Raw genomic sequence first — 22,360 nt, forward strand, 5'->3', positions numbered from 1 at the left:
GTCCTCTCTATAAAATATGTCGCAGCTCGGCCACCAGCGCCCGGCGGCGCTCGTTGAGGCCCAGCTCCAGACCAACAGGATAGGTGTGGGGGTTCAGCATACGCAACTGAGTTTCGTCAAGGGTTTCCAAACCAACACAAGCGCGGGCGCGGGCGGCCATGGCGCTGCGGTCCTCCGGCGCGAGCACCACCTTGCCGGCACGGGCCAAAGGACGCAGCAGTGTCTCGAAGCGCAGGCCCGAGAGGTTCTTCTGGCGCAAATCGTCCATGGGGTCCACGATGACCTCCCGCGCATCCGGCGTCTCGTTCACATCGAAGACCATGTCGCCAGCGATGCGGCCGTCGGACTGGTAGTACCGGCGCACGTCGAGCACGCCCGGGGTGGTGAGCTTGGCGGCCGACTCGGAGATCTTCAGCCGCGCCGTCCAAGGGGCATCCTCGCCCGCGCGAACCGCGGCCAGCTTGTAGACGCCGCCCAGAGTCGGCTGGTCATAGGCGCTCGCCAGCTTCGTGCCCACGCCGAAGGACATGACGTCGGCCCCCTCCTCCAGCATCGACTGGATGGTGTACTCGTCCAGATCGTTCGAGAGCACGATGCCGCAATCGGTAAGCCCCGCCTCATCCAGCATGCGCCGGGCCATCTTCGAGAGCCACGACAGGTCGCCCGAGTCGATGCGGATGCCGGCCAGGCGCTCGCCGCGCTCGCGCATTTCCAGGCCCACGGTGATGGCGTTCCTGATGCCCTGCTCCACATCGTAGGTATCCACCAGAAGGATGCAGTTGTTCGGGAAGATGCGGGCGTACTCGCGGAAGGCGGTAAGCTCGTCATCGAAGGACATGACCCAAGAATGGGCGTGAGTGCCCGAGACCGGGATGTTGAAGAGCTTGCCGGCCAGCACGTTCGAGGTTGAGGCGCAGCCGCCCACCACCGCCGCGCGCGATGCCCACACGCCGCCTAGGCCCTGGGCCCGACGCAGGCCGAACTCCGCCACGGGGCGCCCCTTGGCGGCGCGGCACACACGGGCGGCCTTGGTGGCGATGAGCGTTTGGAAGTTCACCATGTTCAACAGCGCCGTCTCGATGAGCTGGCACTGCATGATGAGGCCGGTGACCCGCACGAGCGGCTCGTGGGGGAACACGATCGTGCCCTCGGGCACCGCGTCGATATCCACCGACAGGCGCAGATCGCGCAGATACTCCAGGAAGGCCGGATCGAACAAGGGGCCGCCGGCCGGGGCGTCCAGCGAGGCCAGATAGGCGATGTCCTCCTCGCTGAAGCGGAACGTCTCCACCAGGTCGGCCAGCTGGGCCATGCCGCAGGCCACCGCGTAGCCCCCCTTGAAGGGGTAGTCGCGGAAGTACATGGTGAAGCAGGCCTCCTCGCCCGCTTTCTCGGCGTCCCAGTAGCCCTGGGCCATGGTGATCTGGTACAGATCGGTGAGCAGGGCGTAGTCCACGTTCATGAGTGAGGTGCCTCCCTAGTTTCCGGTGCCGTTGCCGCCGTTGCCGCCGGGCTGCTGGCCCGAGCCCGAGCCCGCGCCCGCGCCCGCGCCGCCGTCGGCCTTGGGCTTGCGGGAGCGGCGCCGGCGCCGGGGCTTGGAAGCGCCCCCGTCCGCCTTGGCGCCCTCGCCCCGGGACGCACTACCCTGCTCGGCCCGCAGCCCCGAGGATTTCTGGCCCGGCCGCGGCGAGGCGCCCTTGGACTTGCCGTCGCCCTGGCCGGAGCGAGAGCGGCCCTGGGAGCCCTTGGCCCTTTGCGCTTTCCCCTGGCCGCCCTGGCCGCTCTGGCTGCGCCCGCCGTCCTTGGGTCGCGCCCCGTCCTTGGGCCGCGAGGCCGTCCCGGAGCGCTGACGGCGCGGCTTCGGCGATGCGGCTCCCTCGCCGCGCGCGCCCTCCTCGCGGGAGGTGGACACGCGCTCCAAACCGCGCCCGTCGTCGGCCGCCGACAGCTTCGTGGAACGGCGGCGCTTGCGGGGCGGGGCGGCCGGGGCCGGAGACGCCGTCGGCGCCCCCGCCGAGCGCGAGCTGCCGCGCCCGCGGCCCTCGGAGCCGCTGCGGCGCGAGCGCCCCGCCTCGCCCGATCCTTTGCGCGATCCGCCGGTATGGCGCACCTTGGCGCCCTCGGCCAGCTTGTCGGCCCCGGTGAACTGGCTCGTCGAGAAGATGAGCGCCTCGCCGCCGATGAGCCCGCGATCGCTCGTCGCCTCTTCCCAAGCCTCCTCCCCCACGGCATTGGGCCGCGTAGCACCCTCGGGCGCCGGATCGAAGTCGGACAGGGGCACCTTCACGGGCTTTTCCCCCTCCACCTTCAGCGACACGATCTCCCGCGGCACGTCGTGATCGACCACCTTGGCAGGCCCGGCCGGCGTCTGCACCGTGGCGTTCAGCTTGGGAGCGCGGCCCTTGAAGTCCTTGTAGGCGTCGAACTCGTAGCGCAGACAGCACATGAGGCGCCCGCACAGCCCCGAGATCTTCTGGGGGTTCAGCGAGAGCCCCTGCTCCTTGGCCATGCGAATGGACACGGGGCAGAACTCGCCGCCGAGCCGCTTGCAGCACAGCTCCTGGCCGCAGTGCCCGATGCCGCCCACCATGCGGGCCTCGTCGCGCACGCCGATCTGACGCATGTCGATGCGCACGTGGAAGCGGGCCGCCAGCTTGCGTACCAGCTCGCGGAAGTCGATGCGCTCCTCGGCCTCGAAGTAGAAGACGGCCTTGTCGCCGTCGAGCAGAAATTCCACGGACACCGGGTGCATGTCCTCGTGGTACTCCCGGGCCATCTCCTTGAACACCGGCAGGGCCTCGGCGGAAGCGCGCTCCATCTCGGCCGCCTGCTCGATGTCCTCCTCGGTCGCGATGCGCTCCACGGGGCGCAGGGCGCTCTTCAGCGCGCGCACCTGCTCCTCGGACACCTCGATGACCTCGCTCGCGGCGATGCCGAACTCGGTGCCCCGGGCGGTGCGCACCACCACGGGCATGTCCTTCTCTATATCCAAATCGCCCGGATCGAACCATAGCGTCCGGGGGTTGAAGGTCAAGTTAATCGGTGCGACCCGAACCATGAACAACCTCTCTTACGTCGAACAGCAACGTGTCCAAGCACGTTTCTGGGGATACATTATAGGCCAGCGCACGCTCGCACTCGTCCACCTTGGAGCAAGCTGCGGCGATGACCGCCGCATCGGCGCCGGAGAACAGCGCGACCAGCGAATCGCGCACATCGGTGTTGATGACCAGCTCCGGCGTCCCGCAGGCCACCATGAGCCCGTCGCGCAGCCACGAGCGAACCATGGCCGTCGTCTGGCGCAGATACTCGGAGGTCTTCGCCGACAGCTGGCGCTTGTTGCGCGCCTCTATCTGGCGGATGGCAGATTTCGCGAGAAAGTCGGCGTTCTCGGCAAGCTCCTCCTCTTGAGAGGCGCGCACCTCGTCGAGCGGCGCCTTCGACGCCTCCACGAGCGCGCGGGCCATCTCCACCACATCCCAGTCGTCGGCGCGCTGAAGCATGGCCAAATCGGAGAAGAGCCGCGTCCGGAAGGCGAGGCGCTCGCTTCCCGGCGCCCGCAGAAACGCCACGGCCGAGGTGATGGAGCCGCCGCAGGCCTCGATGGCCTGGCGCGCCTGGGCGGGATCGGCGCCGGTGTTCTGGGCCACGATGCCCGCGGCCTCCGAGGCGGGAATGTGGCGGAAGGGCACCACCTGGCAGCGGGAGACGATAGTGGGCAGCACCGACTCGCGGGTGCGACCCAGAAGGATCATCACCACGTCGTCGGCCGGCTCCTCCAGCGTCTTTAAGAACGCGTTGGCGGCGCTCGCGCCCAGCTGGTCCACGCGATCCAGAATGTAGATCTTCTTGTCGGCCTGAATGGGAGAGAGCGCCGTGTCGGCCACGATCTCGCGCACCTGTTCCACCAGATACCCGTTCGCGCCGGCCGGGGCGAAATAGCGCACGTCGGGATGCTTGCGCCGCAGAATGCGCCCGCAGCGGTCGCAGGCGCCGCAGGAACCGCCCCGCGGCCCGCGGGGCCCCTTCGGGCACATGAGCGCCTGGGCGAGCGCATAGGCGGCCTGGGTCTTGTTGGAGCCGGCCGGCCCCACGAACAGATAGGCCTGGGTCACCCGCTCCGAGACCACCGAGGCGCGCAGAAACTCGCGCACCTTGGGCTGTCCCAGAATGTTCTCGAAGGCGTCAGCCACGGGCGCCCTCCTTCGCCTTCGCTTCCTTCTCGGCGCGCTTGGCCGCCATCTCCCGTGAGACGAGGGCATCCAGATCCGCCCCGCCGGCCAGCGCCGCGGCGGCCTCCGGTAGCACGGGCGATACCGCCTCCAGCACGGCGCGGAACGTGTCGGCGCGGTGCACCCGCGAGAGCACCGTCCTCACCCGGGCCGGGTCGGCCTCGGCGATCTGCTCGAAGCCCACGGCCACCCGGCTGTGGAAGGCGTCGCCGGCCAGCTCCAGGCGGTCGGCCCCCTCGCGGCGCCCCATGCGCGAGCGCACGGCCGAGGCGGGGGCCACCAAAAGCACCGTGGCATCCGGCACCACCCCGTCGCAGGCGAACCGGTTCGCCGCGTCGATGAAGGCGCCGTCGAGCCCCCGCCCGCAGCCCTGGTAGGCCACGGTGGAGTCGTAGAACCTGTCGCACAGAACCACCGCCCCGCGCCCGAGCGCCGGACGGATGACCTCGTCGACGATCTGGGCCCGGGCCGCCTCGTAGATGAGCAGCTCGGCGCGGTCGCTCATGGCCTCATGGGCCGGATCGAGCACGACGGCGCGCAGAGCCTCCCCCACGGCGGTGCCGCCGGGCTCGCGCAGACGCACCACCTCGCGACCGGCATCTTCCAGAAGTCGGGCGAGGAAGCGTATCTGCGTCGACTTGCCGGCGCCGTCGCCCCCCTCGAAGGTGACGAAGACGCCCGTGTTCGCGGGTGCTGCCACAGCTGCTAGGCCCCTTCCCGCTCGGCGGCGGCGCACGCGCGCACGGCGTCGGCCACGGCGTCGGCCACGCGCGGGTCGAAGGGGTCGGGCATGATGAACTCCTCAGAGAGCTCCTCGTCGGAGACGAGCGCGGCCAAAGCCTCGGCAGCAGCCAGCTTCATGGGCTCGGTGATGCGCTCGGCCCGGGCCTGCAGCGCCCCCTTGAAGATGCCGGGGAAGGCGATGACGTTGTTCACCTGGTTCGGGAAGTCCGACCGTCCGGTGCCCACCACGCGCGCCCCGGCGGCGCGGGCCTTATCGGGGAAGATCTCGGGAGTGGGGTTGGCCATGGCGAACACGATGGCGTCGTCGGCCATGGAGGCGACCATGTCGGGCGTGATGACGCCGGGAGCCGAAACCCCGATGACGATGTCGGCGCCTTCCATGGCGTCGGCGAGCGTGCCGGATTTGTCCTCCAGGTTCGTGACGGCCAGCATGGCCTCTTGGGCCGGATTCATCCCCTCGTAGGAGGAGCTCAAGATGCCGCGGATGTCGCACATGGTCACGCGCGCGAAGCCGTAGGACAGAAGCAGCTTGGCGATGGCGATGCCCGCCGAGCCCGCGCCGTTGACGACCACGCGCACCGACGCTTTGTCCTTGCCCACAAGGCGCAGCGCGTTGATGATGCCCGAGAGCACCACGATGGCCGTGCCGTGCTGGTCGTCGTGGAAGACCGGGATGTCCAGCGCGTCGTTCAGCCGCGCCTCGATCTCGAAGCAGCGGGGGGCGGCGATGTCCTCCAGGTTGATGCCGCCGAAGGCCGGGGCGATGCGGATGACCGTCTCGATGATCTCGTCGGTGTCCTGGGTATCCAGGCAGATGGGGAACGCGTCCACGCCGCCAAAGGCCTTGAACAGGGCTGCCTTGCCCTCCATGACCGGCATGGCGGCGGCAGGGCCGATGTTGCCCAGCCCCAGAACAGCGCTGCCGTCGGAGACGACGGCCACCGTGTTCGCCTTCAGCGTATAGTCGTAGGCCGCCTCGGGGTTCTCGGCGATGACCTTGCAGGGCTCGGCGACCCCGGGGGTGTAGGCCACGGCCAGATCGTGGCGCGTGGCGATGTCCATCTTCGGATCGAAGGCGAGCTTGCCGCGCCACTCGGCGTGCTTGGCGAGCGATTCCGCTGCGATATCCATAGGTTCCAAGTCCTTAGAACGATTTCTCCCGTGTAAACCTGTCTATTGTACCCCCTCCCCGCCCGCGTACCCCCGCTCGCCCCTCCCCTGCGCACAAGTTCCACCCGCCGCACAAGTTTCGACCCCTAAGCCAGACTTGTGTATCGCGCCCTTCCCTGTCGCATCCCACCAGTCGCGCGCTTCGCCCCCCTCACCCTTGCGCCCCCCAACACCAACCTCTCACCTCTCGCATCCGCAAAACCTTTCCAACCAATCCCAAGGCCGCATTTGGGCAAAAATTTCGACTTGTTAGACTTTCGCCCCCTTGGCGACCTCCGCTTTGAGCTATATTGGGAAGAAAACGACCTAATTACCCGGAAAATCTGAGAATATCCTCCAAGGAAACTCTAACAACTCGAAATTCTTACTTCAAACAGGCCCGACTATTGGATGGAGGCGTCCGTGAACGAAGAGACCCCCGAAACGATGGCCATAGGCGAAATGCCTACTGGCGAAAACGTGTCCCACGAAAGGTGCCCCCGACAGCCATTGGTTACCGAACGCCTTAACGCCGAGACGGTGGGCGAGGCGGTTTACGACGCCATTCGCCAGTGCGCCGTCACGTTGCGGCCCGACTTCCAAAGAGCCGTGGAAGCGGCGCGCGAGGAGGCGGTGCCGGAGAGCCGGGAAGCGGGCGTGCTCGACCGCATCCTGGAAAACGCCCGCATCGGCGTGACCGACGGCGTGCCCATCTGCCAGGACACCGGCAGCGTGTGGGTGTGTTTGGAAGTCGGCGAAAAGCTCAGCGTGCCCGGCAACATCTTCAGCCGCGTGAACGACGCGGTGGCCCGCGCCTACACCGACGGCCACCTGCGCATGTCCCTTGTGCGCGACGCCCTGTTCGACCGCGCCAACACCGGCGACAACACGCCCGCCTTCTGCGAGCTGAAACTCGTGCCCGGCACCAGCGCCACCCTGCACGTGCTGCTGAAGGGCGGCGGCTCCGACAACGCCTCCCGCGTGGTCATGCTGCCCCCGGGCGCCGGCGCTAACGGCGTGCGCCGGGTGGTCCTCGATTGCGTGCGCGAGAAGGCGGCCAACGCCTGCCCGCCGCTCGTCATCGGGCTGGGGGTGGGCGCCACCTTCGACAAGGTGGCGGGACTCGCCAAGCACGCCCTTCTGCGCGAGGTGGGCGGCCCGGCCGCAAGCGCCGAGGCGGCGGCCTTTGAAGAAGAGCTGCTGGCGGAGGTGAACGCGCTCGGCATCGGTCCTGCGGCCCTGGGGGGCGCCCCCACGGCCCTGGCCGTGCACCTGGAGACGGCCCCCTGCCACATCGCCGCCCTGCCCGTTGCCGTGAACATGGGCTGCTGCGCCATGCGCAGTGCGTCCGTCAAGCTCGTTTAGCGTACCACCCCGAAAGGACTCCCCATGGCGAAAACCGTCTCCCTCACCTTGCCGCTGACCCGCGCGGATCTCGCCGACCTCCAGGTCGGCGACGAGGTGCTGCTCTCGGGCCCCGTCTACACCATGCGCGACGCCGGCCACGAGCGCGCCCTGCAATGCTTGGAAGACACTGGCCACCTCCCCTTCGATCTGGAAGGTGCCACCCTCTTCTACGCCGGCCCCACCCCCGCGGCGGCCGGGCGCCCCTTGGGCTCGGTCGGCCCCACCACCGCCAGCCGCATGGATTTCGCCACGCCGGCGCTCTTCGAGGCCGGCATCGTCGCCGCCATCGGCAAGGGCAAGCGCAGCCCCGAAGTCGTGCGCTCCTGCCAGGAAACCGGCAGCGTCTACCTCTGCACCGTGGGCGGCATCGCCGCGCTCCTGGCGAAGTCCGTCACCGAAAGCGAGCTTATCGGCTGGGAAGACCTCGGCACCGAGGCTTTGCGCAAGCTCACCCTGAAGGACTTCCCCACCTATGTCGCCGTCGACGCAAAAGGCGGCGACCTCTACCGCAAGATAGAAGCCGCCGCCCAATAAGCTCGACAATTCAGCACTGCTCGACTTAAATCAAACCAACCCTCCGAGCGCTTCCCCCGGCAGGTTACTTCTTGGAAGCCGCTTTCCGGCCACCCTTAGAGCGACCGCTCTTCTTCTCGGCCTTCGCCTTCTCTTCCTCCTCCTTGCCCGGACAATCGAAGTTCGGGCACAGCTTCCACGGCCCGCGAGCCGTCTTGATGACCACCATGGGCGCGCCGCAGTGCTCGCACACCTCCTCGGTGGGGACAATGTCGCCGTACTGGGGCAGCGGGTAGCGCGTCTGGCACTCGTCGAAGTTCTCGCAGGTGATGGAGCGCTTCAGCGTGCGCGGGTTGCGGCGGGCGATGAGGTTCTTGTCGAGCCCGCGCTCCGCGCACACGGGGCACTTGCCCACCACGACCTCGGGCTCCTGGTTGGAGGGGCAGGCAGGGTCGATGCACTGCACCCGGGGCTTGCTGCGGAAGGCGGTCACCTTCACCTGGGGCATGCCGCAGGTGGGGCACTTCTCGGGCACGGCCTCGATCTTGCCCTTGGGAAGTGGGTAGGTCACATCGCAGTCGGGCCAGCCGGCGCACCCGATGAACATCGACTTGGTCTTGTGGCTCGCCTTCAGTTGCAGATCCTTGCCGCACTTGGGGCACGGGCCCACGTAGGCGTCGGCGGCCACGGCATCGGAGAGCGCGTCGGCCACCTCCTCGGAATGGGGCATGAGGTTCGCCAGCTCCTGGGCGAGCAGGTTGCGGGAGGTCTCCACCACCTCGGCCTTGGTCTGCTCCCCGTCGGCGATGCGGTCCATGGAGCGCTCCAGCTCGGCGGTCATCTCTGCATGGGTGATGTGCGGCGCGAACTTGTCCAGGGCGTCGATGACGGCGATGCCCAGCTGCGAGGGCTCGATGGGGTCGTTCTGCACGTACTTCACCTGGTAGAGGCGCTCGATGATGGAGGCGCGGGTCGACTTCGTGCCGAGGCCCAGCTTCTCCATCTCCTGGACGAGCTTGCCCTGGGAATACCGCGCCGGCGGCTCGGTCTGCTTTTTGGTGCAGGTGGCGCCGTTGAAAGCGATGGTGGCGCCCTCGGAGAGCGCGGGGAGCTGCTCGTCCTTCTTCAGCCCGTAGGGGTAGATGGCGCGGAAGCCCGGCTCGGCCAGCACGTCGCCCTTGGCCACGAAGGGCTCGCCGGCCACATCCAGCGTCACCTTCGTGCCCTCCACGGTGGCCGGCCCCGAAAGGGTCGCCAAGAAGCGGCGGGCAATGAGGTTGTACAGTTTGTAGTCGGCCGCGGACAAATCGTCGGGCGTGGCGGCCGCCGTGGGGTAGATGGGCGGGTGGTCGGTGGTCTCGGTCTTGCCGCGCGTGGCCTTCAGGGGGGCGGCGGACAGCAGCTGCTTGCAGTAGGGGCCATAGGCGGGGTTCGCCGCGATGGCGTTCACCACCTCGGCCAGATCCAGCGAGTCCGGGTACACCGTGTTGTCCACGCGGGGGTAGGAGATGTAGCCGTCCATGTACAGGCTCTCGGCGATGCGCATGCAGCGGGCGGGACTGATGCCCTCGGCCGAGGCGGCGGCCATGAGCGAGGTGGTGTTGAAGGGCACCGGCGCCGGAACCTTGCGGCGCTTCTTCTCCACGGAGGCCACGCGCGCGCTCACGGCGCCTTCCACGCGGGCCATGACGGCCGCAGCCTCGGCCTCGGCCTTGAAGCGGGCCGTGGCATGGGGCGCCTCGAAGGCCTCGGGGCCGTCGCCGGCGGTGGGGCCGGCCGCAGCAACACCGTCGAAGGCACCGCGGATGACCCAGTAGTCCTCGGGCACAAACGCCATGCGCTCGCGCTCGCGCTCGACGATGATGGCGAGCGTCGGCGTCTGCACACGGCCCGAGGAGCGCACGTTGCCGTAGCCGGCGAACTTCACCAGCGTGAGGTAGCGCGTGAGCACCGCGCCCCAGATGAGGTCGATGTCGCGGCGCGACCCGCCGGCGGCGGCCAAGTCGTCGTCCATGGGCACGAGGTTGGCGAAGGCATGGGTGATCTCCGGCTTCGTGAAGGCGGAGTAGCGCGCCCGCGACACCGGCGCCGTGGCGTTCACCTCGCGGCAGCACGACAGCGCGTCCGAGCCGATGAGCTCGCCCTCGCGGTCGAAGTCGGTGGCAATGACGATGGAGTCGGCCTTCTTCGCCAGGTTCTTCAGGGAGCGGATGATGTCCTTCTCCTTGGGCAGCTTCTCGATGGGCGCGTAAATGAGGTACGGCAGCGCCTCCATCTTCCACCCCTTGAGCTCCACACCGTCGGCGGTGAAGGGCTTCTTCTTTTTGAAGGGGGGCTTGGCGAGGCTGTCCGGCACCACGGCGGGCAGCATCTCGCCCTCGGCGGTGACACCCTCCCAACCGCCACGCTTCTCATAGGTAAGGCTCGGGGTGAAATCCGGCTCCAGGATGTGGCCGCGCAGGCCGATGGTCACCCACTCCTCCCCCTCGACTTCGAACCGGTAGACCGGCGTGTTGAACACCTTGTCGGCTTTGGGCTTGGAAGCGCCCAGAAGATCGGCGATCTTCACCGCCGCGTCGTTCTTCTCCGTAACGACCAGTTTCACGGAACCATCCTCCTTCTCGGCCGCATGATGCGGCCCTCACGTTCGCACGATTTACCCCACCTTGAGATTTTTACGTGCGCGGGGTTTTGTCTGGGCAGCCGCGCGCCGCTTTTGGCCCGCGCGAATGCGTGGGGCCTAGGATACACGATTTGCCGCGGCGCGGTGGGAGAAAGTCGTTAAATTAAAATCCCTCTCGCAAGGTTCCCGTAAGGTCGATGACCGTTTCATGGGCGTCCCGTAGTCGATTTATGAAGACGGAGCCTGCGGGTTACCATAGATGCCGGACGCCGTCGAATCGCAGCATTCGACCCGCGAATACCGAGCATCAACGTACCCCCGGCGGCGCCTTCGCGCAACGTGACCCACCCCGAGGAGATTCCGTGGACAGCAAGATCATCAAAGCCTTCATCGGCCTCATTGCCGCCTTCATCCTCGTCATCGCCGTTTTCGGCATCCTGCCCCAGCTGGGCCTGAAGGGCCCCTTCGAGAACTTCCAGAACCCCCTGGCCGGCCTGTTCGAGGGCGGCAAAAACGCCGCGGCCAATGCGGCCCTGGACGTGTCGGGCCTGAAGTCGAAGGCCGAGAGCGCTCTGCGCGGCAATACCGATCGCATCGCCGAGGCCACGGGCATGTCCTCCTCCCAGGTGGACGCCGCCATCGACGCGCTGGACATCCAAAGCTGGGAGGTGACGAACCTGCCCGAGGGCGCCGAGAAGACCGGCTCGGCCAACGTCAGCTACAGCGGCACCGACGCCACCATCACCACCTACGACGACCCCTCCGTCGTCACCGTCACCGCCATGGGCCAAGACATCACCCTCGCCGTCCCCGACTCCGCCCAAAGCTACCTGCCGTTTTTGAGTTACCTGGGGTAGTCTCTACAGAGCAGCTCAAAACCTCGCGGACGAGAACGAGCCTTGGGTCTTATCCTACAATACATATTCATATCCCCAAACGAACATGAGCAAAAGATTCCTAACACACCTATCAAAATGAAAGACTTTTAAAGAACTTGCTTGCAGAAGAAAGCTAATGCTGTCTGTAGAGCACATCGCCGAACCATCCCTTCATTCCATCGCTACGCCCTAAGCAAGCCACTGGGTCTGTACGGGCAGCCTACGCCCTTTCAGATCCAGGATTCGTACATATGCGATATACTGCCGAAATCAGACAAGCAACAGCAAAGGACCCTGCAATGGATTTAGATTACGAAAGCCCAAACATTACTCGAATGACGTTAGAGTCCGATAGCTGCCTCATCGAGCATACAGCTCTAACGGAAAAGTACCAAAACGCCGTAGTCCCAGATAATATCTACGAGGAACTGGAGGGGATGCTGATAGATTTCGTCCATATCCCCTTTCGCACCAAATTCAAATTGCAAAAACTATACGAATCACCCGACAACTACCTCGAGATGATCTGCTCTGACTGGACCAAGTCGTTGGAGTATGGAGCAATCCGCATCCTACAACAAGATGGATCAATCAGATTCCCAACCAGAATCGCTCTCGCCAATGGAGAAGCCTTAGAGGTGGGGCTCGCTAGAAATCAAGATAACGGAAGTCTCCCTTGGTTTATGTCCTATGTTCCCGACGTCGACAGCCTAACACTTCTCAGAGATTGCAGCAGATCCTCAATCGAAAAGTGCACACCTGCAGATCGCTCGAAAGAATCCCTTCCTCCAGCATTGGAGGAGCGAGTTATCGGCATGAAGCAAACAGAAGACTATCTCGAGGGTATCGTTCCAAGTGAGATCTTGGACGAAAGCATAGACACGAGCGCAAGATTTTCTGATTTTGTCTGGATCTCCCAAAGATGGCAAGAAGAGCTTGTGCAGAATGCAAATAAAGAAATCGATCCAGTGGCTCTTTTGGATCGAGATTGGGAAATTGCTGTTCGTAATAGAGCCTTGCGCTATTACGAGGGAAAAATTCTCTTCCCTGTCAGCATCATTAGGGCAGATGGAGAAACCCTCATCGAAGTTGCAATTGCGCAGGACAGCCGACGCTTGCAGCCGAACGCAGAATCTTGGCTTCCTTGGTATGTTAAGTTTGTTGACTCCTTCCCCAAGCAACGCCAAGCTGCAGGACGCGCACTGTTTGATTGGGCCTATATAGGCAACATGAATTCTCTTCTTTCAAAGTTAGCCAGCGCCGTCCTTCACGAGACATGGACGTTCAAAAACGAGGATGACGATGCCCACCAATACTCAATTCTCAAAAGTTATTTGCTTTACACTTTTTATAGGCTCAAAACAGAGGGGAAGATCCTCGAAGACCGAGAAAAAGGCATAGCGGCATTCAATACAGGATTGGTCGATAGTACCTATGAACCAGTTTACGCCTGTTTTTCTCCATCAACTATTGATGCACCTTGGCGTTTCGAGGCATTCTGCAGAGCCGGAACAAAACAATGGGGAAAACTTCTCGTTCGAGCTTTCAATCCATTACCCCAAAGGGCAGAATACTTTCACCGAAAGGAGGATCTTCTTTTCGACCCCTCCAAACCGCTACAGCGCGATGTAGACCATATTCTTCTAGACAACATGGAGCGATTGCCGAAAGAGTTTTTGGAAGAAGAACTACGAAACTCATCAGAGGCTCTCGACTGTATAGAGAAGACGTTTGAAAGCGAGGATGAGTCAGCTCAGCAAGCTGCCTACGATAGGCTTCGCGAGATAGTGCAGGCCGACCCTCGACTCAAGCGCCGGTTAATCAACAGGCTAGATGATGCTATAGAAGTCGCACAAAAAAGAGTTGAGTGGAATTTTAAAACCGCTGTACCAGCTTTCTATCCCACAAAAAACACCATGAGTCTGCTGCTGCCACTCGACCTGACAGACAACGAGCGTCCAGATGTTGCATTAGTGGTTGAGCTCGTAGAATCGGGGGCCTATATAGGCCAGACGATTCTAACGATGGAGATGGCGTATAACAACGCAAGGCTCATCAGCCGCCCAGATAGCGATTGGCTCAACACCACCCTTGGAGTTGAGGTTTGATTATTCCGATATAGAATGTTCGGCAGAATCTTTGTACGTGCTCACTCGCTTTTCTCGCCACCACGCCTATAAGAGCGAACGTGCTCCACCTTCCCATAACGTATACGATCATATCCCGAGACGCTATGACACTGAGGAGAGGTGCGCTCTTCTGGATACCGCCTTGTGCTAGATGACATTAAATCCATGTCATTACCTGGAAATACGTCAAGGTCTTCAGAATCCGTAGAAATTATTGACGCATCGTTCCCCCCGCCCCTCACTCGACTACGAACCACGTAGGCTTGGGCCGCAGAAGTCGCTAGCAGAATTGCAGCGCCTGCCGCATACGGATGTCTCTCAGAGAACTCTTTCACAGAGTTGGCCAGCTCGCAAAACTTATCAGCGACGTTTCGCCCAAACCTCTGAAGGGTTTTGCCATCCGACTCGCAAGACTGTCGCGGAGGATCAGCGCGGCAGTCGTTTCCTAGCGATTCTAAATTCGTTGGAACCTCCGACATCTCAGTTTTTGAGCTCACCGCAGGTTGAATAGAGAGGTCGCACGAGAAGCCTTCTGCGGCAACAGGATTGCTGAGAGGGATAACAGCACACGGCTTACAAGGCTCTTCTCCAAAAACCTGAGTAGAATGCCTTTCTGGATCATATCGGCCATTCGTTGGATTTCGAAAGTTACCTCCATGCGCCAACCTATGCTCGTCCCTGGTCAGAAATTGAATATTATTGGCATCTCCCTGAAATTTTGGATATTTTTCAGCGCTTTTCATGTGATGACCTTCAAACGCTTTTCCATCATCACCGTAAGCCTTACCTAAGTCAATGATTGACCGCTGCTGCTCTTCGGTCCAGTTTCTCGTACCTTTGCCCTCTAGAACCAGCAACCGCTCTCTCTCCCACGCCTCTTTGACAGCTCTATTCGCCTCAGCGGTTCGTTTTGACATAAGCTAATCTCCCTCGCCAACAATGCCACTCAAATTATTCAGGAAATCCAGGAAATTAGCGAATTGCTCGTCATTTTCTATTCTTTCCGCCTCTTGATTGTAAATAGAGATCGTTTCATCATTGCTCTCGCATACAATTGGATCTCCGGTCGTCAATGCGCCTATAACGATACATCCGACGATATCCCCTTCGCCATCCATTACATTAATGAGGGGCTTATGAGCAACTCCGTATAGCTGAACACCGGCCGGCAAAAAAAGATCGCCTCCATCAGAGAATTTTAGCCATTCCCTATATTGGCTCGGTAGGACAATGTCATGCATTAACTCAAACTCATGTATTTGTTTTTCTGTCGCACCTGCAAAAAAAATCATTTTTCCTTTCTTGCTCAAAGAATCAATTGTCTCCTTCATGGGTTCTCCAGACAACATCATTTATTCCTTCCTACGAGACAGAAAAGAGCTTAAGTGATCGGACTTCCCAAGCTCCGTCACGCCAACACCAAGACATCCACGAAAAAGCTTGCAGCGTAACCCTCATCGCAAAGAGCGAAACCATTCCGCAAAAAGGAAAACCACATCCTCCCGCGCTTCCGCCCCAACATTTCTGCGAGTTTAGAAGGAGAGCAACCAAGCACTTTGCTCTTTTCACGTAAAGCTATTGCAATTGTAGCATCTGACATAGTTTTCATTGAATCACCATAGCACCATCGGTTTTCAACAAACAAAATAGAGGGACGTTCAAACATAGCAAACATACTGACCCAACCCCACGCTAAAAATCGAGCCCTGCAAGCCCTAATGCGAGCAGCAGCTCGAACCTTTTTCGAATTAGATGAAGGAAGCTACCGACAAAGCTTCTCTTCGCAAGCTTCCAAAATCGCGGCAGGGATCTTTTGCCGTGTGGCTTCGGGCCGGAAAATGCACCATATCAGTCTTAAGGTAAGGTGAGCAAAAACATTTCCTAGCAATTCAGGATCTTTTTGACTCTAATGGGTATCATCGAGCTTCGCATTAGACGTCTACTGCGCGCCCTTGAGGCGGCGCTGGTAGGCGCGGACGATCTGCGAGAGGGTAAAGCAGACGACGAAGTAGATGAGGGCCATCAGCCCGAAGATGGCGAAGATCTGCACCGTGGAGTTGTAGCTGTTCATGAGAATCATGCCGCGGCCCATGAGCTCCTGCAGAGCCATGGCGCCCCACAGATACGACGTGTCCTTGATGGTGGTCACGAACTGCGAGAGCAGCGCCGGCACCATGTTGCGCAGGGCCTGGGGCAGGATGATGTACAGGTACATCTGTGGTGCCGAGAACCCCTGGGAGCGGGCGGCCTCGTACTGGCCCGCCGGCACGCTGGCCAAACCGCCGCGGACGATCTCGGCCACCGAGGCCGCGGTGAACAGCGTGAAGGCGAGCACCGCCGCGGGCAGGGGCGGCAGCTGGGCCACGAAGAACGTGAACATAATCCACAAAAGCAGCGGGGTGTTCTTGAACAGCTCCACGTAGGCGATGGCGAAGCCGCGCAACAGGCGGGAAGAGGATCCGCGCATGATGGAGATGACGGCGCCGAGCACGATAGAGCAGGCGATGGCCAGCGCCGAGATGATGAGGGTGAGCCCGAGCCCTTCCAAAAGGAAGCGGATGTTCGTCCAGGTGAGCAAAGCGGCGATGTCGCTCATTTCCGGCCTCCTCTCCGGCCCTTGCCCCTGCGACGGCCACCGGTGCGGCCGATGGCGCCGCGCACGCGGGCGAGCCCTCGGCGGTTCCGCGGCGTGCGGGGCGCCACCGTGCGGCGGTCGGGCCACGCCGGGGCGTCGATGCCGTAAAGTTCCGCGTACGTGAGGTAGCGGCCCTTGTCCGCCACCGGGGGCACCAAGGTGCTCGTGCCCTCCACCATGGTCGTCACGCCTGCGGCCATGGCCTGGGCGGCGGCGTGCCCGGTGATGTCGTGGGTGCCCGGCGTCACCTCCAAAGCGTCGGCCGCAAGCGCCTCGGTGGCGTCGCCGGTGGCCACATGGCGGTGGGCACCCATGCGATGCTCAAGATATACGGCACCGCGCGAGAGCGGGAAGCAGATGGCGAAGTACAGCACGGCGGCAGCCACGTAGGCCGGCCCGTAGTAGCTCGTGTCGCCGGCGAAGGAGTTCGCGAAGTACATGAGCTCGCCGCCGGCGATGAGCGCGAGCACCGAGGTGTTCTTCACGAGGTTGGCGGCCTGCACGGCCAGAGGCGGCAGGATGATGCGCATGGCCTGGGGCAGGATGATGAGCGTCATGGTCTGCACGGGCGAGAAGCCCTGGCTCTTGGCCGCCTCGAACTGGCCGCGGTGCACCGAGCCGATGCCGCTGCGCACTACTTCCGACATATACCCGCCATGGTAGGCGCCGATGGCGATGACGCCGATCCAGAACGAGGCGATGGTGAGCCCGAGCAGCGGGAACACGGCGTAGAGCACGAACACCTGCAAAAGCAGCGGAATGTTCTGCACCGTCTCCACGTAGACGCGCGTGAGGGCGCGCAGGATGCGGAAGCGCGACACGGCGAACACGCCGAAGACGAAGCCCAGAACGAGCGCGATGACGAGGGCCAGCGCCGAGATGGCCGCGGTCATGCCGAAGGCGGCCAGAATGTCGGGCCAGCGCGCGAAGAGCGCCTCCCACTTGTAGGGCGCGAATATCTCCGTCATCGGGACGCGCCCCCTTCCGCGCCGTCGGCCGGATCTCCCGCCCCCAGGCCCGTGCCGCCGGCGCTCTGCTCGGCTTCCACATCGGCCTCGGTTACCAGCGACAAGCCCCAGCGCTCCTTCAGCGCCCGCAAGGTGCCGTCGGCCTCCATGGCGGCGATGGCCTCGTCGATGGGCGCCGAGTACGGGCTGCCCTTGGCCGTGGCCACGCCGTACTCCTGGGGCGCGAACTGCGTCGGCAGCAAGTAGGTGGTGTCGTCCTGGTATCCCAGAAGAATGGAGCTGTCCACGGAGAACGCGTCCACGCGCCCGGCCACGAGCGCGATCTTGATCTCGGGATAGGTGGCGTACTCGGCGAACTTCAGCGTGATGCCCGCCTCGGCAGCAGCGGCCCCCAGCTTGTCCTTGGTAGTGGCCGACAGCGCCACGCCCACGGTCTTGCCATCGAGGCCCGCCAGATCGGTGATGCCCGACTTCTTCAGCACGAGCACGCCGATGTGATCGATGTAGTAGGGCCGCGAGAAGTCGTAGGTCTTCTTGCGCGCGTCGGTGATGGTGAAGGTGGCGAGCGTTGCGTCCAGGGTGCCGTTGTCCAGCATCGCCCCGCGCGTGGTCACGTTCACGCCAACGATCTCCAGGGCGTTCGCATCGCTTTTGAGCCGTGCGGCCAGCTCGCGGGCCACGTCCACCTCCAGCCCCTCCACGCTTCCCGTCTCGGGGTTCTGGAAACCGAAGCCGGGCACGTCGATCTTCGTGCCGACGCGCAGCACGTCGCCTGCCGGCGCGCAGCCGGAAAGCGGCAGCACCGCACTACCCAGGGCCGCACCCACTGCAGCGGCGCCGGCCAGCCGCACGAAAGAGCGTCGCGTGAGGCGCGCCCCGCTCATCGCGGCCGCCCCGCCCGTCCCGATCTTCTCGTCTGCCAGGCTCGTCACGTTCATCGCACGCACCCCCCCTCACAGTATTTTGGAGAGAAACGCCTGCACGCGCTCGTTGGAATCGGGGCCGAAGAGGTAGGCCGGCGTGCCCTCATCCACCACGAGCCCGTTTTCCATGAACACCACCTTGTCGGCGGCATCGCGCGCGAGTCCCATCTCGTGGGTGACCATGACGATGGTCATGTTCGTCTCCGCCAGCGACTTGATGACGTCGAGCACCTCGTTGACCATCTCCGGATCCAGGGCGCTCGTCGGCTCGTCGAGAAGCATGATCTTCGGGTGCATGTTCAGCGCCCGGGCGATGGCCACGCGCTGCTGCTGGCCGCCGGAGAGCTGGTCGGGGTACTTGTCAAGCTTGCTGGACAGCCCCACGCGCTCCAAGTAGGCGCGCCCCGCCTCCTCTGCCTCCGCCTTCGGCACCTTCAGCACCTTGATGGGCGCGAAGGTAACGTTTTCCAGCACGGTCTTATGGGGGTAGAGGTTGTAGCCCTGGAACACCATGGCCACCTCGCTGGCCAGCTTGCGCGTGTCCACCTTCTTGGCCATCATATCGATGCCGTTGACGGTCAGCTCGCCGGAGTCGGGACGCTCCAGGCCGTTGATGGAGCGGATGAGCACGCTTTTGCCCGAGCCGGACGGCCCGATGACGACGACCTTCTCGCCTTCCGCCACATCGAGCGAGACGCCCTTGAGCGCCTCCACCTTGCCGAAGTTCTTCTTCAGATCCCGAGCGGAAATCAGCGGCTCCATGTTCCCACGCTCCTATCTGGGCCGTCGCTCCGAATAGCTACGTGGAAATTTTAACGTTCAGTCAATTTGTCGTGGTTTCGCCGGCGCTACGGGTTTGTCACAGCTTATTGACGGCCCTGGCGGAAGGGAGCATGGCGGCGCGGATCAGGAAGCAGCGGGCACGGGCTTTGCGGCCGCCTTCGCCTCCTCGGCGTCCTCGCGGGCGAGCACCGCCTGCATGGCGGCGATGGCGCACTCCATCTGGGCATCGTCGGGCTCGTGGGTGGTAAGGTACTGCATCTGCATGCCGGGCCAGAGAATCACCTTCACGAGCGGGTTGTCCGGATGGCTCCCGGCCCACTTCACCGTGATCTCGTAGGAGATGCCGGCGATAACGGGCATCAGCACGATGCGCGCCACAATGACGAGCACGAGCTTCGGCAGCCCGTCGGGCACTCCGAAACCGGAGATGATGGCGTTCAGCGGGAAGATGGTGTACACGAGGATGGCGATAACCATGACCATGATGAGGAAGGCGGTGCCGCAGCGCACGTGCAGGCGCGGGAACTGCCGGGCGTTCTCGGGGGTCATGGGCAGGCCGTGCTCGAAGCAGTGGATGGCCTTGTGCTCGGCGCCGTGGTACATGAACATGCGCTTGATGTCCTCCATGCGGCCGATGAGCCAGATGTAGAACACGAACACGGCCACGCGCAGAAGGCCGTCCACGATGTTCCAGGCCAGCGTGTGATCGTCGTACTCCCCCACGATGAGGTTCGTGATGGCCGCGGGCGCCACGATGAACAGCACCACGCCCAGCACGAGGCCCACCACCATGGAGATCACCATCTCGCGGTGCCCGAACTCCTCATCGGTGGAAGAGCCGTCCCCAGCCTGCCGCCGAGCCGGCGCATCGGCCTCGCTCACCACCTCCAAAGTGCGCTGGGCACCCAGGCCGTCCACCATCTCGTCGGGGTTGCCGAAATCGCGCTTCCAATCGAAGCCGTCGCGGGCGTTCGCGCCCTCGCCGCGCTTCTCCTCCTCGGCCGCCACGGCCGCCGCGCCCTCAAGCTCGGCCTCCGCCTCCACGAAGGTCGCCTCGGCGGCGGCCTTCTGCTCGCCCTCCTCGTCGCCGAAGGCATGCAAGGCGGCGATCTCCAGGGCCTTGAACCCCAGCATGAGCGACTCCACGAGCGCCCGGCAGCCGCGAACGAGCGGCCAGTACATCCAGCCGTTTTTGTCCTTGCCGGAATTCAGGTCGTGCTCCTCCACGTAGATGGCGCCGTCCGGCTCGCGCACGGCCACGGCCCAGTTGTACTTGCCGCGCATCATGACGCCCTCGATGAGGGCCTGGCCTCCCACGTGGGTCTTTATCGCCCCGTCTTCGGAAAACGCGCGGGACAGATCGCTTTTCTGCTTGGTCATACAGCCGTCCTAAGCGTCGAGCTGCGAGCGGTCGACGCGCGGGTAGGGATTGCCGCAGGTCATCTTGCCCTCCGGACAGGTGCCGTGGATGCAGGGCGCGCCGGCATCGGCGAAGATGTACGGCGCCGTCGGACGGGCGAGTTCCAGCATCTTCCACGCCATCTCGCGGATCTCCCACTGGGCGCGGTTGCAGCAGCGCAGCTCGAAGAAGTGCAGAAGCTCGCGCACGTTCATGGTGATGACGATCTTCGTCTCGCAGGCGTTGGGCAGAAGATAGCGCGCGTCCTCAGCGGGAATGCCCGCCTCCACGAGCGCCCGATAGGCCTCGGCCACGGCGGCGGCGGCCTCGTCGAAGAGGCGGTCGCACTCGGGATCGGCGGCCACGGTGGCGGGCTTCACCATGGGGATATCGCCCTTGAACTTCACGTAGCGCTGGGACTGCTGGTTGAAGCTGGCGATGCGATGGCGCACCAGCTGGTGCGTGAGCGCGCGGGACACGCCGTCGACGGCGAAGGTGTAGCTGGCGTGCTCAAGCGTGGAGAAATGCCCCGAGCCCATGATGGTGGAAAGCACGCTGCGCACCCGCTCGGGCGGCATGGTCTCCATCAGCTCGCTCGCGCCCACCGGCGCATAGCACAGCCGCGCCGCCGTGGCGATGGCGCGCTCGGGGTCGGGCGTATGGTACAGAAGCTCTACCTGCATAACGTCTCCTCGCATCTCGATTTCGTTCCAGAGAAGTATAATGGCTGAACGACCGACGACACGGCTTGGAGGCCCCATGCACGACGAATTTACACCCTTGCTCACCGCAACGGATTGGAACGAGGAGTGGAAAGAGCTCCAGAAGGTGCGGCGCCATGCCGATGACGCGGCGTTCTGGGACAAGCGCTCCGCCACCTTCACCACCAAGGACGCCCCGAACCTCTATGTGGAGAAGTTCTTGGAATACGCGGAGATTCGCCCCGGCGAAACGGTGTTCGACATGGGATGCGGCACCGGAGCCCTGGCCGTGCCGCTCGGCGAGGCGGGGCACAAGGTAGTGGCCGCCGACTTCTCCCAGGGCATGCTGGATCAGATGCAGGCGCGGCTCGACGCAGCCGGCGTGCGCACCGTCTTCCCCAAGCGTATGAGCTGGGAGGACGATTGGCCGGCCTTCGGCGTGCGCGAGGGCATGACCGATGTGGCCATCGCCTCGCGCTCCATCGCCACGGCCGATTTGCGCGATGCCCTTTTGCGCCTGACGGAAGTGGCGCGCCGGCGGGTGTGCATCACGCTGGCCACCGGCTCCTCCCCCCGCGTCGACGAGCGCATCCTGGCCGCCGTGGGGCTGCCCTCGGTGCTCGGACGCGACTACCTGTACGCGTTCAATATCTTGGCCAATGAGGGGATCAAAGCAGAGGTGCGCTACATCGACAGCACCCGCGACGATACATTCGCCACCCCCGAGGACGCCTACGAGAAGCTAGCCGCCATGATCGACGACTCCGCGGCCGTGCGCGCTTCCGACGAGGAGCGCGAGCAGGCGCGCGCCAACTTGCGGGAATGGCTCGCCGCGAATCTCGTTCCCAACGAGACCGCCGGCGCTCCCGACCGCAAGGGCGTCCTCCAACTCGCCTGGCGCCTTGCCGAGCCTCGCACCGTCACCTGGGCCTTCCTCGCCTGGAATACCCACTAGCAGCAAAAAGGGCCCGGGATTGCTCCCGGGCCCTTGGCGTCATGTCAGTTTCTAAAAGTTAGATACGTTCCACGTTGCTCGCCTGCAGCTTGCCGTTCTGGCCCTCGGTCACCTCGAAGGTAACGGCGTCGCCCTCGTTGAGGGTCTTGAAGCCCGACATCTTGATCTCGGAGAAGTGGACGAAGAGATCCTCGCCGTCATTCTGGGAGATGAAGCCGTAGCCCTTCTCGGGGTTGAACCACTTGACAGTGCCTTCCGCCATGATACTTTCCTCTTTCCTCCCGCTCGTCCGACGAGCGGGTATAGCAATACGGGCGCGAA

The 22,360-nt window shown here is 63.5% G+C and carries 20 protein-coding genes; 5 read left to right on the plus strand and 15 right to left on the minus strand.

Annotated elements, in window-relative coordinates; all coding sequences use genetic code 11:
• Nucleotides 1–7: 7 nt before the first annotated feature.
• The 5 genes from ACW4QM_RS08185 to ACW4QM_RS08205 are packed head-to-tail and all read right to left on the minus strand — an operon-like array spanning nucleotide 8 to nucleotide 6,107.
• Entirely contained in the window at nucleotides 8–1,462 is a 1,455-nt protein-coding gene (locus ACW4QM_RS08185; RefSeq protein WP_161127802.1) for a nicotinate phosphoribosyltransferase, read from the minus strand.
• 15 nt (nucleotides 1,463–1,477) lie between these two features.
• On the minus strand, nucleotides 1,478–3,058 hold the full coding sequence (gene ricT, locus ACW4QM_RS08190; RefSeq protein ID WP_161127803.1) for a regulatory iron-sulfur-containing complex subunit RicT: 1,581 nt from the start codon (nucleotides 3,056–3,058) through the stop codon (nucleotides 1,478–1,480).
• Nucleotides 3,036–4,193, minus strand: coding sequence for a DNA polymerase III subunit (locus ACW4QM_RS08195; protein WP_161127804.1), 1,158 nt, complete (start codon nucleotides 4,191–4,193; stop codon nucleotides 3,036–3,038). The genes ricT and ACW4QM_RS08195 overlap by 23 nt, the downstream gene beginning before the upstream one ends.
• Nucleotides 4,186–4,932 (minus strand): dTMP kinase, encoded by a 747-nt coding sequence (tmk, locus tag ACW4QM_RS08200; protein WP_161127805.1) that lies wholly within the window; start codon nucleotides 4,930–4,932, stop codon nucleotides 4,186–4,188. Before tmk ends, ACW4QM_RS08195 begins: the two co-directional genes overlap by 8 nt.
• 5 nt (nucleotides 4,933–4,937) lie before the next feature.
• Nucleotides 4,938–6,107, minus strand: a complete 1,170-nt coding sequence (locus ACW4QM_RS08205) for an NAD(P)-dependent malic enzyme (protein ID WP_237974356.1) — start codon at nucleotides 6,105–6,107, stop codon at nucleotides 4,938–4,940.
• A gap of 528 nt (nucleotides 6,108–6,635) precedes the next feature.
• On the opposite strand from ACW4QM_RS08205, the gene ACW4QM_RS08210 reads away from it, so the two are divergent.
• On the plus strand, nucleotides 6,636–7,490 hold the full coding sequence (locus tag ACW4QM_RS08210) for a fumarate hydratase (protein ID WP_237418851.1): 855 nt from the start codon (nucleotides 6,636–6,638) through the stop codon (nucleotides 7,488–7,490).
• A gap of 24 nt (nucleotides 7,491–7,514) precedes the next feature.
• Entirely contained in the window at nucleotides 7,515–8,066 is a 552-nt protein-coding gene (locus ACW4QM_RS08215) for a FumA C-terminus/TtdB family hydratase beta subunit (protein WP_161127807.1), read from the plus strand.
• A gap of 64 nt (nucleotides 8,067–8,130) precedes the next feature.
• Here the strand turns inward: ACW4QM_RS08215 and ACW4QM_RS08220 are convergent, their stop codons facing one another.
• Nucleotides 8,131–10,650 (minus strand): DNA topoisomerase I, encoded by a 2,520-nt coding sequence (locus ACW4QM_RS08220; protein ID WP_161127808.1) that lies wholly within the window; start codon nucleotides 10,648–10,650, stop codon nucleotides 8,131–8,133.
• A 380-nt stretch (nucleotides 10,651–11,030) separates the two neighbouring features.
• On the opposite strand from ACW4QM_RS08220, the gene ACW4QM_RS08225 reads away from it, so the two are divergent.
• Both ACW4QM_RS08225 and ACW4QM_RS08230 read left to right on the plus strand, forming a co-directional pair.
• Entirely contained in the window at nucleotides 11,031–11,525 is a 495-nt protein-coding gene (locus ACW4QM_RS08225; protein WP_161127809.1) for a hypothetical protein, read from the plus strand.
• 320 nt (nucleotides 11,526–11,845) lie between these two features.
• A complete protein-coding gene (locus ACW4QM_RS08230; RefSeq protein ID WP_237974357.1) occupies nucleotides 11,846–13,654 on the plus strand; it encodes a DUF3825 domain-containing protein in 1,809 nt (602 codons plus the stop codon).
• A gap of 41 nt (nucleotides 13,655–13,695) precedes the next feature.
• On the opposite strand, the gene ACW4QM_RS08235 is transcribed toward ACW4QM_RS08230, so the two are convergent.
• From ACW4QM_RS08235 to thyX, 8 genes are all read right to left on the minus strand, one after another.
• The gene (locus tag ACW4QM_RS08235) at nucleotides 13,696–14,592 is read right to left on the minus strand and encodes a hypothetical protein (RefSeq protein ID WP_161127811.1); all 897 of its coding nucleotides are present in this window, start codon (nucleotides 14,590–14,592) and stop codon (nucleotides 13,696–13,698) included.
• 3 nt (nucleotides 14,593–14,595) lie between these two features.
• The gene (locus ACW4QM_RS08240) at nucleotides 14,596–15,027 is read right to left on the minus strand and encodes an SMI1/KNR4 family protein (RefSeq protein WP_202427854.1); all 432 of its coding nucleotides are present in this window, start codon (nucleotides 15,025–15,027) and stop codon (nucleotides 14,596–14,598) included.
• Between the two features lie 587 nt (nucleotides 15,028–15,614).
• Nucleotides 15,615–16,271, minus strand: a complete 657-nt coding sequence (locus ACW4QM_RS08245) for an amino acid ABC transporter permease (RefSeq protein WP_161127812.1) — start codon at nucleotides 16,269–16,271, stop codon at nucleotides 15,615–15,617.
• Nucleotides 16,268–17,278: an amino acid ABC transporter permease gene (locus ACW4QM_RS08250; protein WP_161127813.1), complete on the minus strand. Its 1,011-nt coding sequence runs from the start codon at nucleotides 17,276–17,278 to the stop codon at nucleotides 16,268–16,270. Before ACW4QM_RS08250 ends, ACW4QM_RS08245 begins: the two co-directional genes overlap by 4 nt.
• Nucleotides 17,275–18,216, minus strand: a complete 942-nt coding sequence (locus ACW4QM_RS08255) for a transporter substrate-binding domain-containing protein (RefSeq protein ID WP_237418852.1) — start codon at nucleotides 18,214–18,216, stop codon at nucleotides 17,275–17,277. Before ACW4QM_RS08255 ends, ACW4QM_RS08250 begins: the two co-directional genes overlap by 4 nt.
• A 15-nt stretch (nucleotides 18,217–18,231) precedes the next feature.
• Nucleotides 18,232–18,963, minus strand: a complete 732-nt coding sequence (locus tag ACW4QM_RS08260; RefSeq protein WP_022740236.1) for an amino acid ABC transporter ATP-binding protein — start codon at nucleotides 18,961–18,963, stop codon at nucleotides 18,232–18,234.
• A 144-nt stretch (nucleotides 18,964–19,107) separates the two neighbouring features.
• Complete coding sequence (locus ACW4QM_RS08265) at nucleotides 19,108–20,364, minus strand: DUF1385 domain-containing protein (RefSeq protein ID WP_161127814.1); 1,257 nt, start codon at nucleotides 20,362–20,364, stop codon at nucleotides 19,108–19,110.
• A gap of 9 nt (nucleotides 20,365–20,373) precedes the next feature.
• A complete protein-coding gene (gene thyX, locus ACW4QM_RS08270) occupies nucleotides 20,374–21,066 on the minus strand; it encodes an FAD-dependent thymidylate synthase (protein ID WP_022740238.1) in 693 nt (230 codons plus the stop codon).
• 76 nt (nucleotides 21,067–21,142) lie between these two features.
• Between thyX and ACW4QM_RS08275 the strand changes: the two genes are divergently transcribed.
• Nucleotides 21,143–22,039, plus strand: a complete 897-nt coding sequence (locus ACW4QM_RS08275; RefSeq protein WP_237974358.1) for a class I SAM-dependent methyltransferase — start codon at nucleotides 21,143–21,145, stop codon at nucleotides 22,037–22,039.
• Nucleotides 22,040–22,097: 58 nt separating this feature from the next.
• Here ACW4QM_RS08275 and ACW4QM_RS08280 read toward each other — a convergent pair whose 3' ends face one another.
• Nucleotides 22,098–22,301 carry a cold-shock protein gene (locus ACW4QM_RS08280; protein ID WP_022740240.1) on the minus strand — a complete coding sequence of 68 codons (204 nt, stop codon included), beginning with the start codon at nucleotides 22,299–22,301 and terminating at the stop codon, nucleotides 22,098–22,100.
• Nucleotides 22,302–22,360: the final 59 nt, after the last annotated feature.

Source organism: Adlercreutzia sp. CNCM I-6207 (assembly GCF_977072305.1).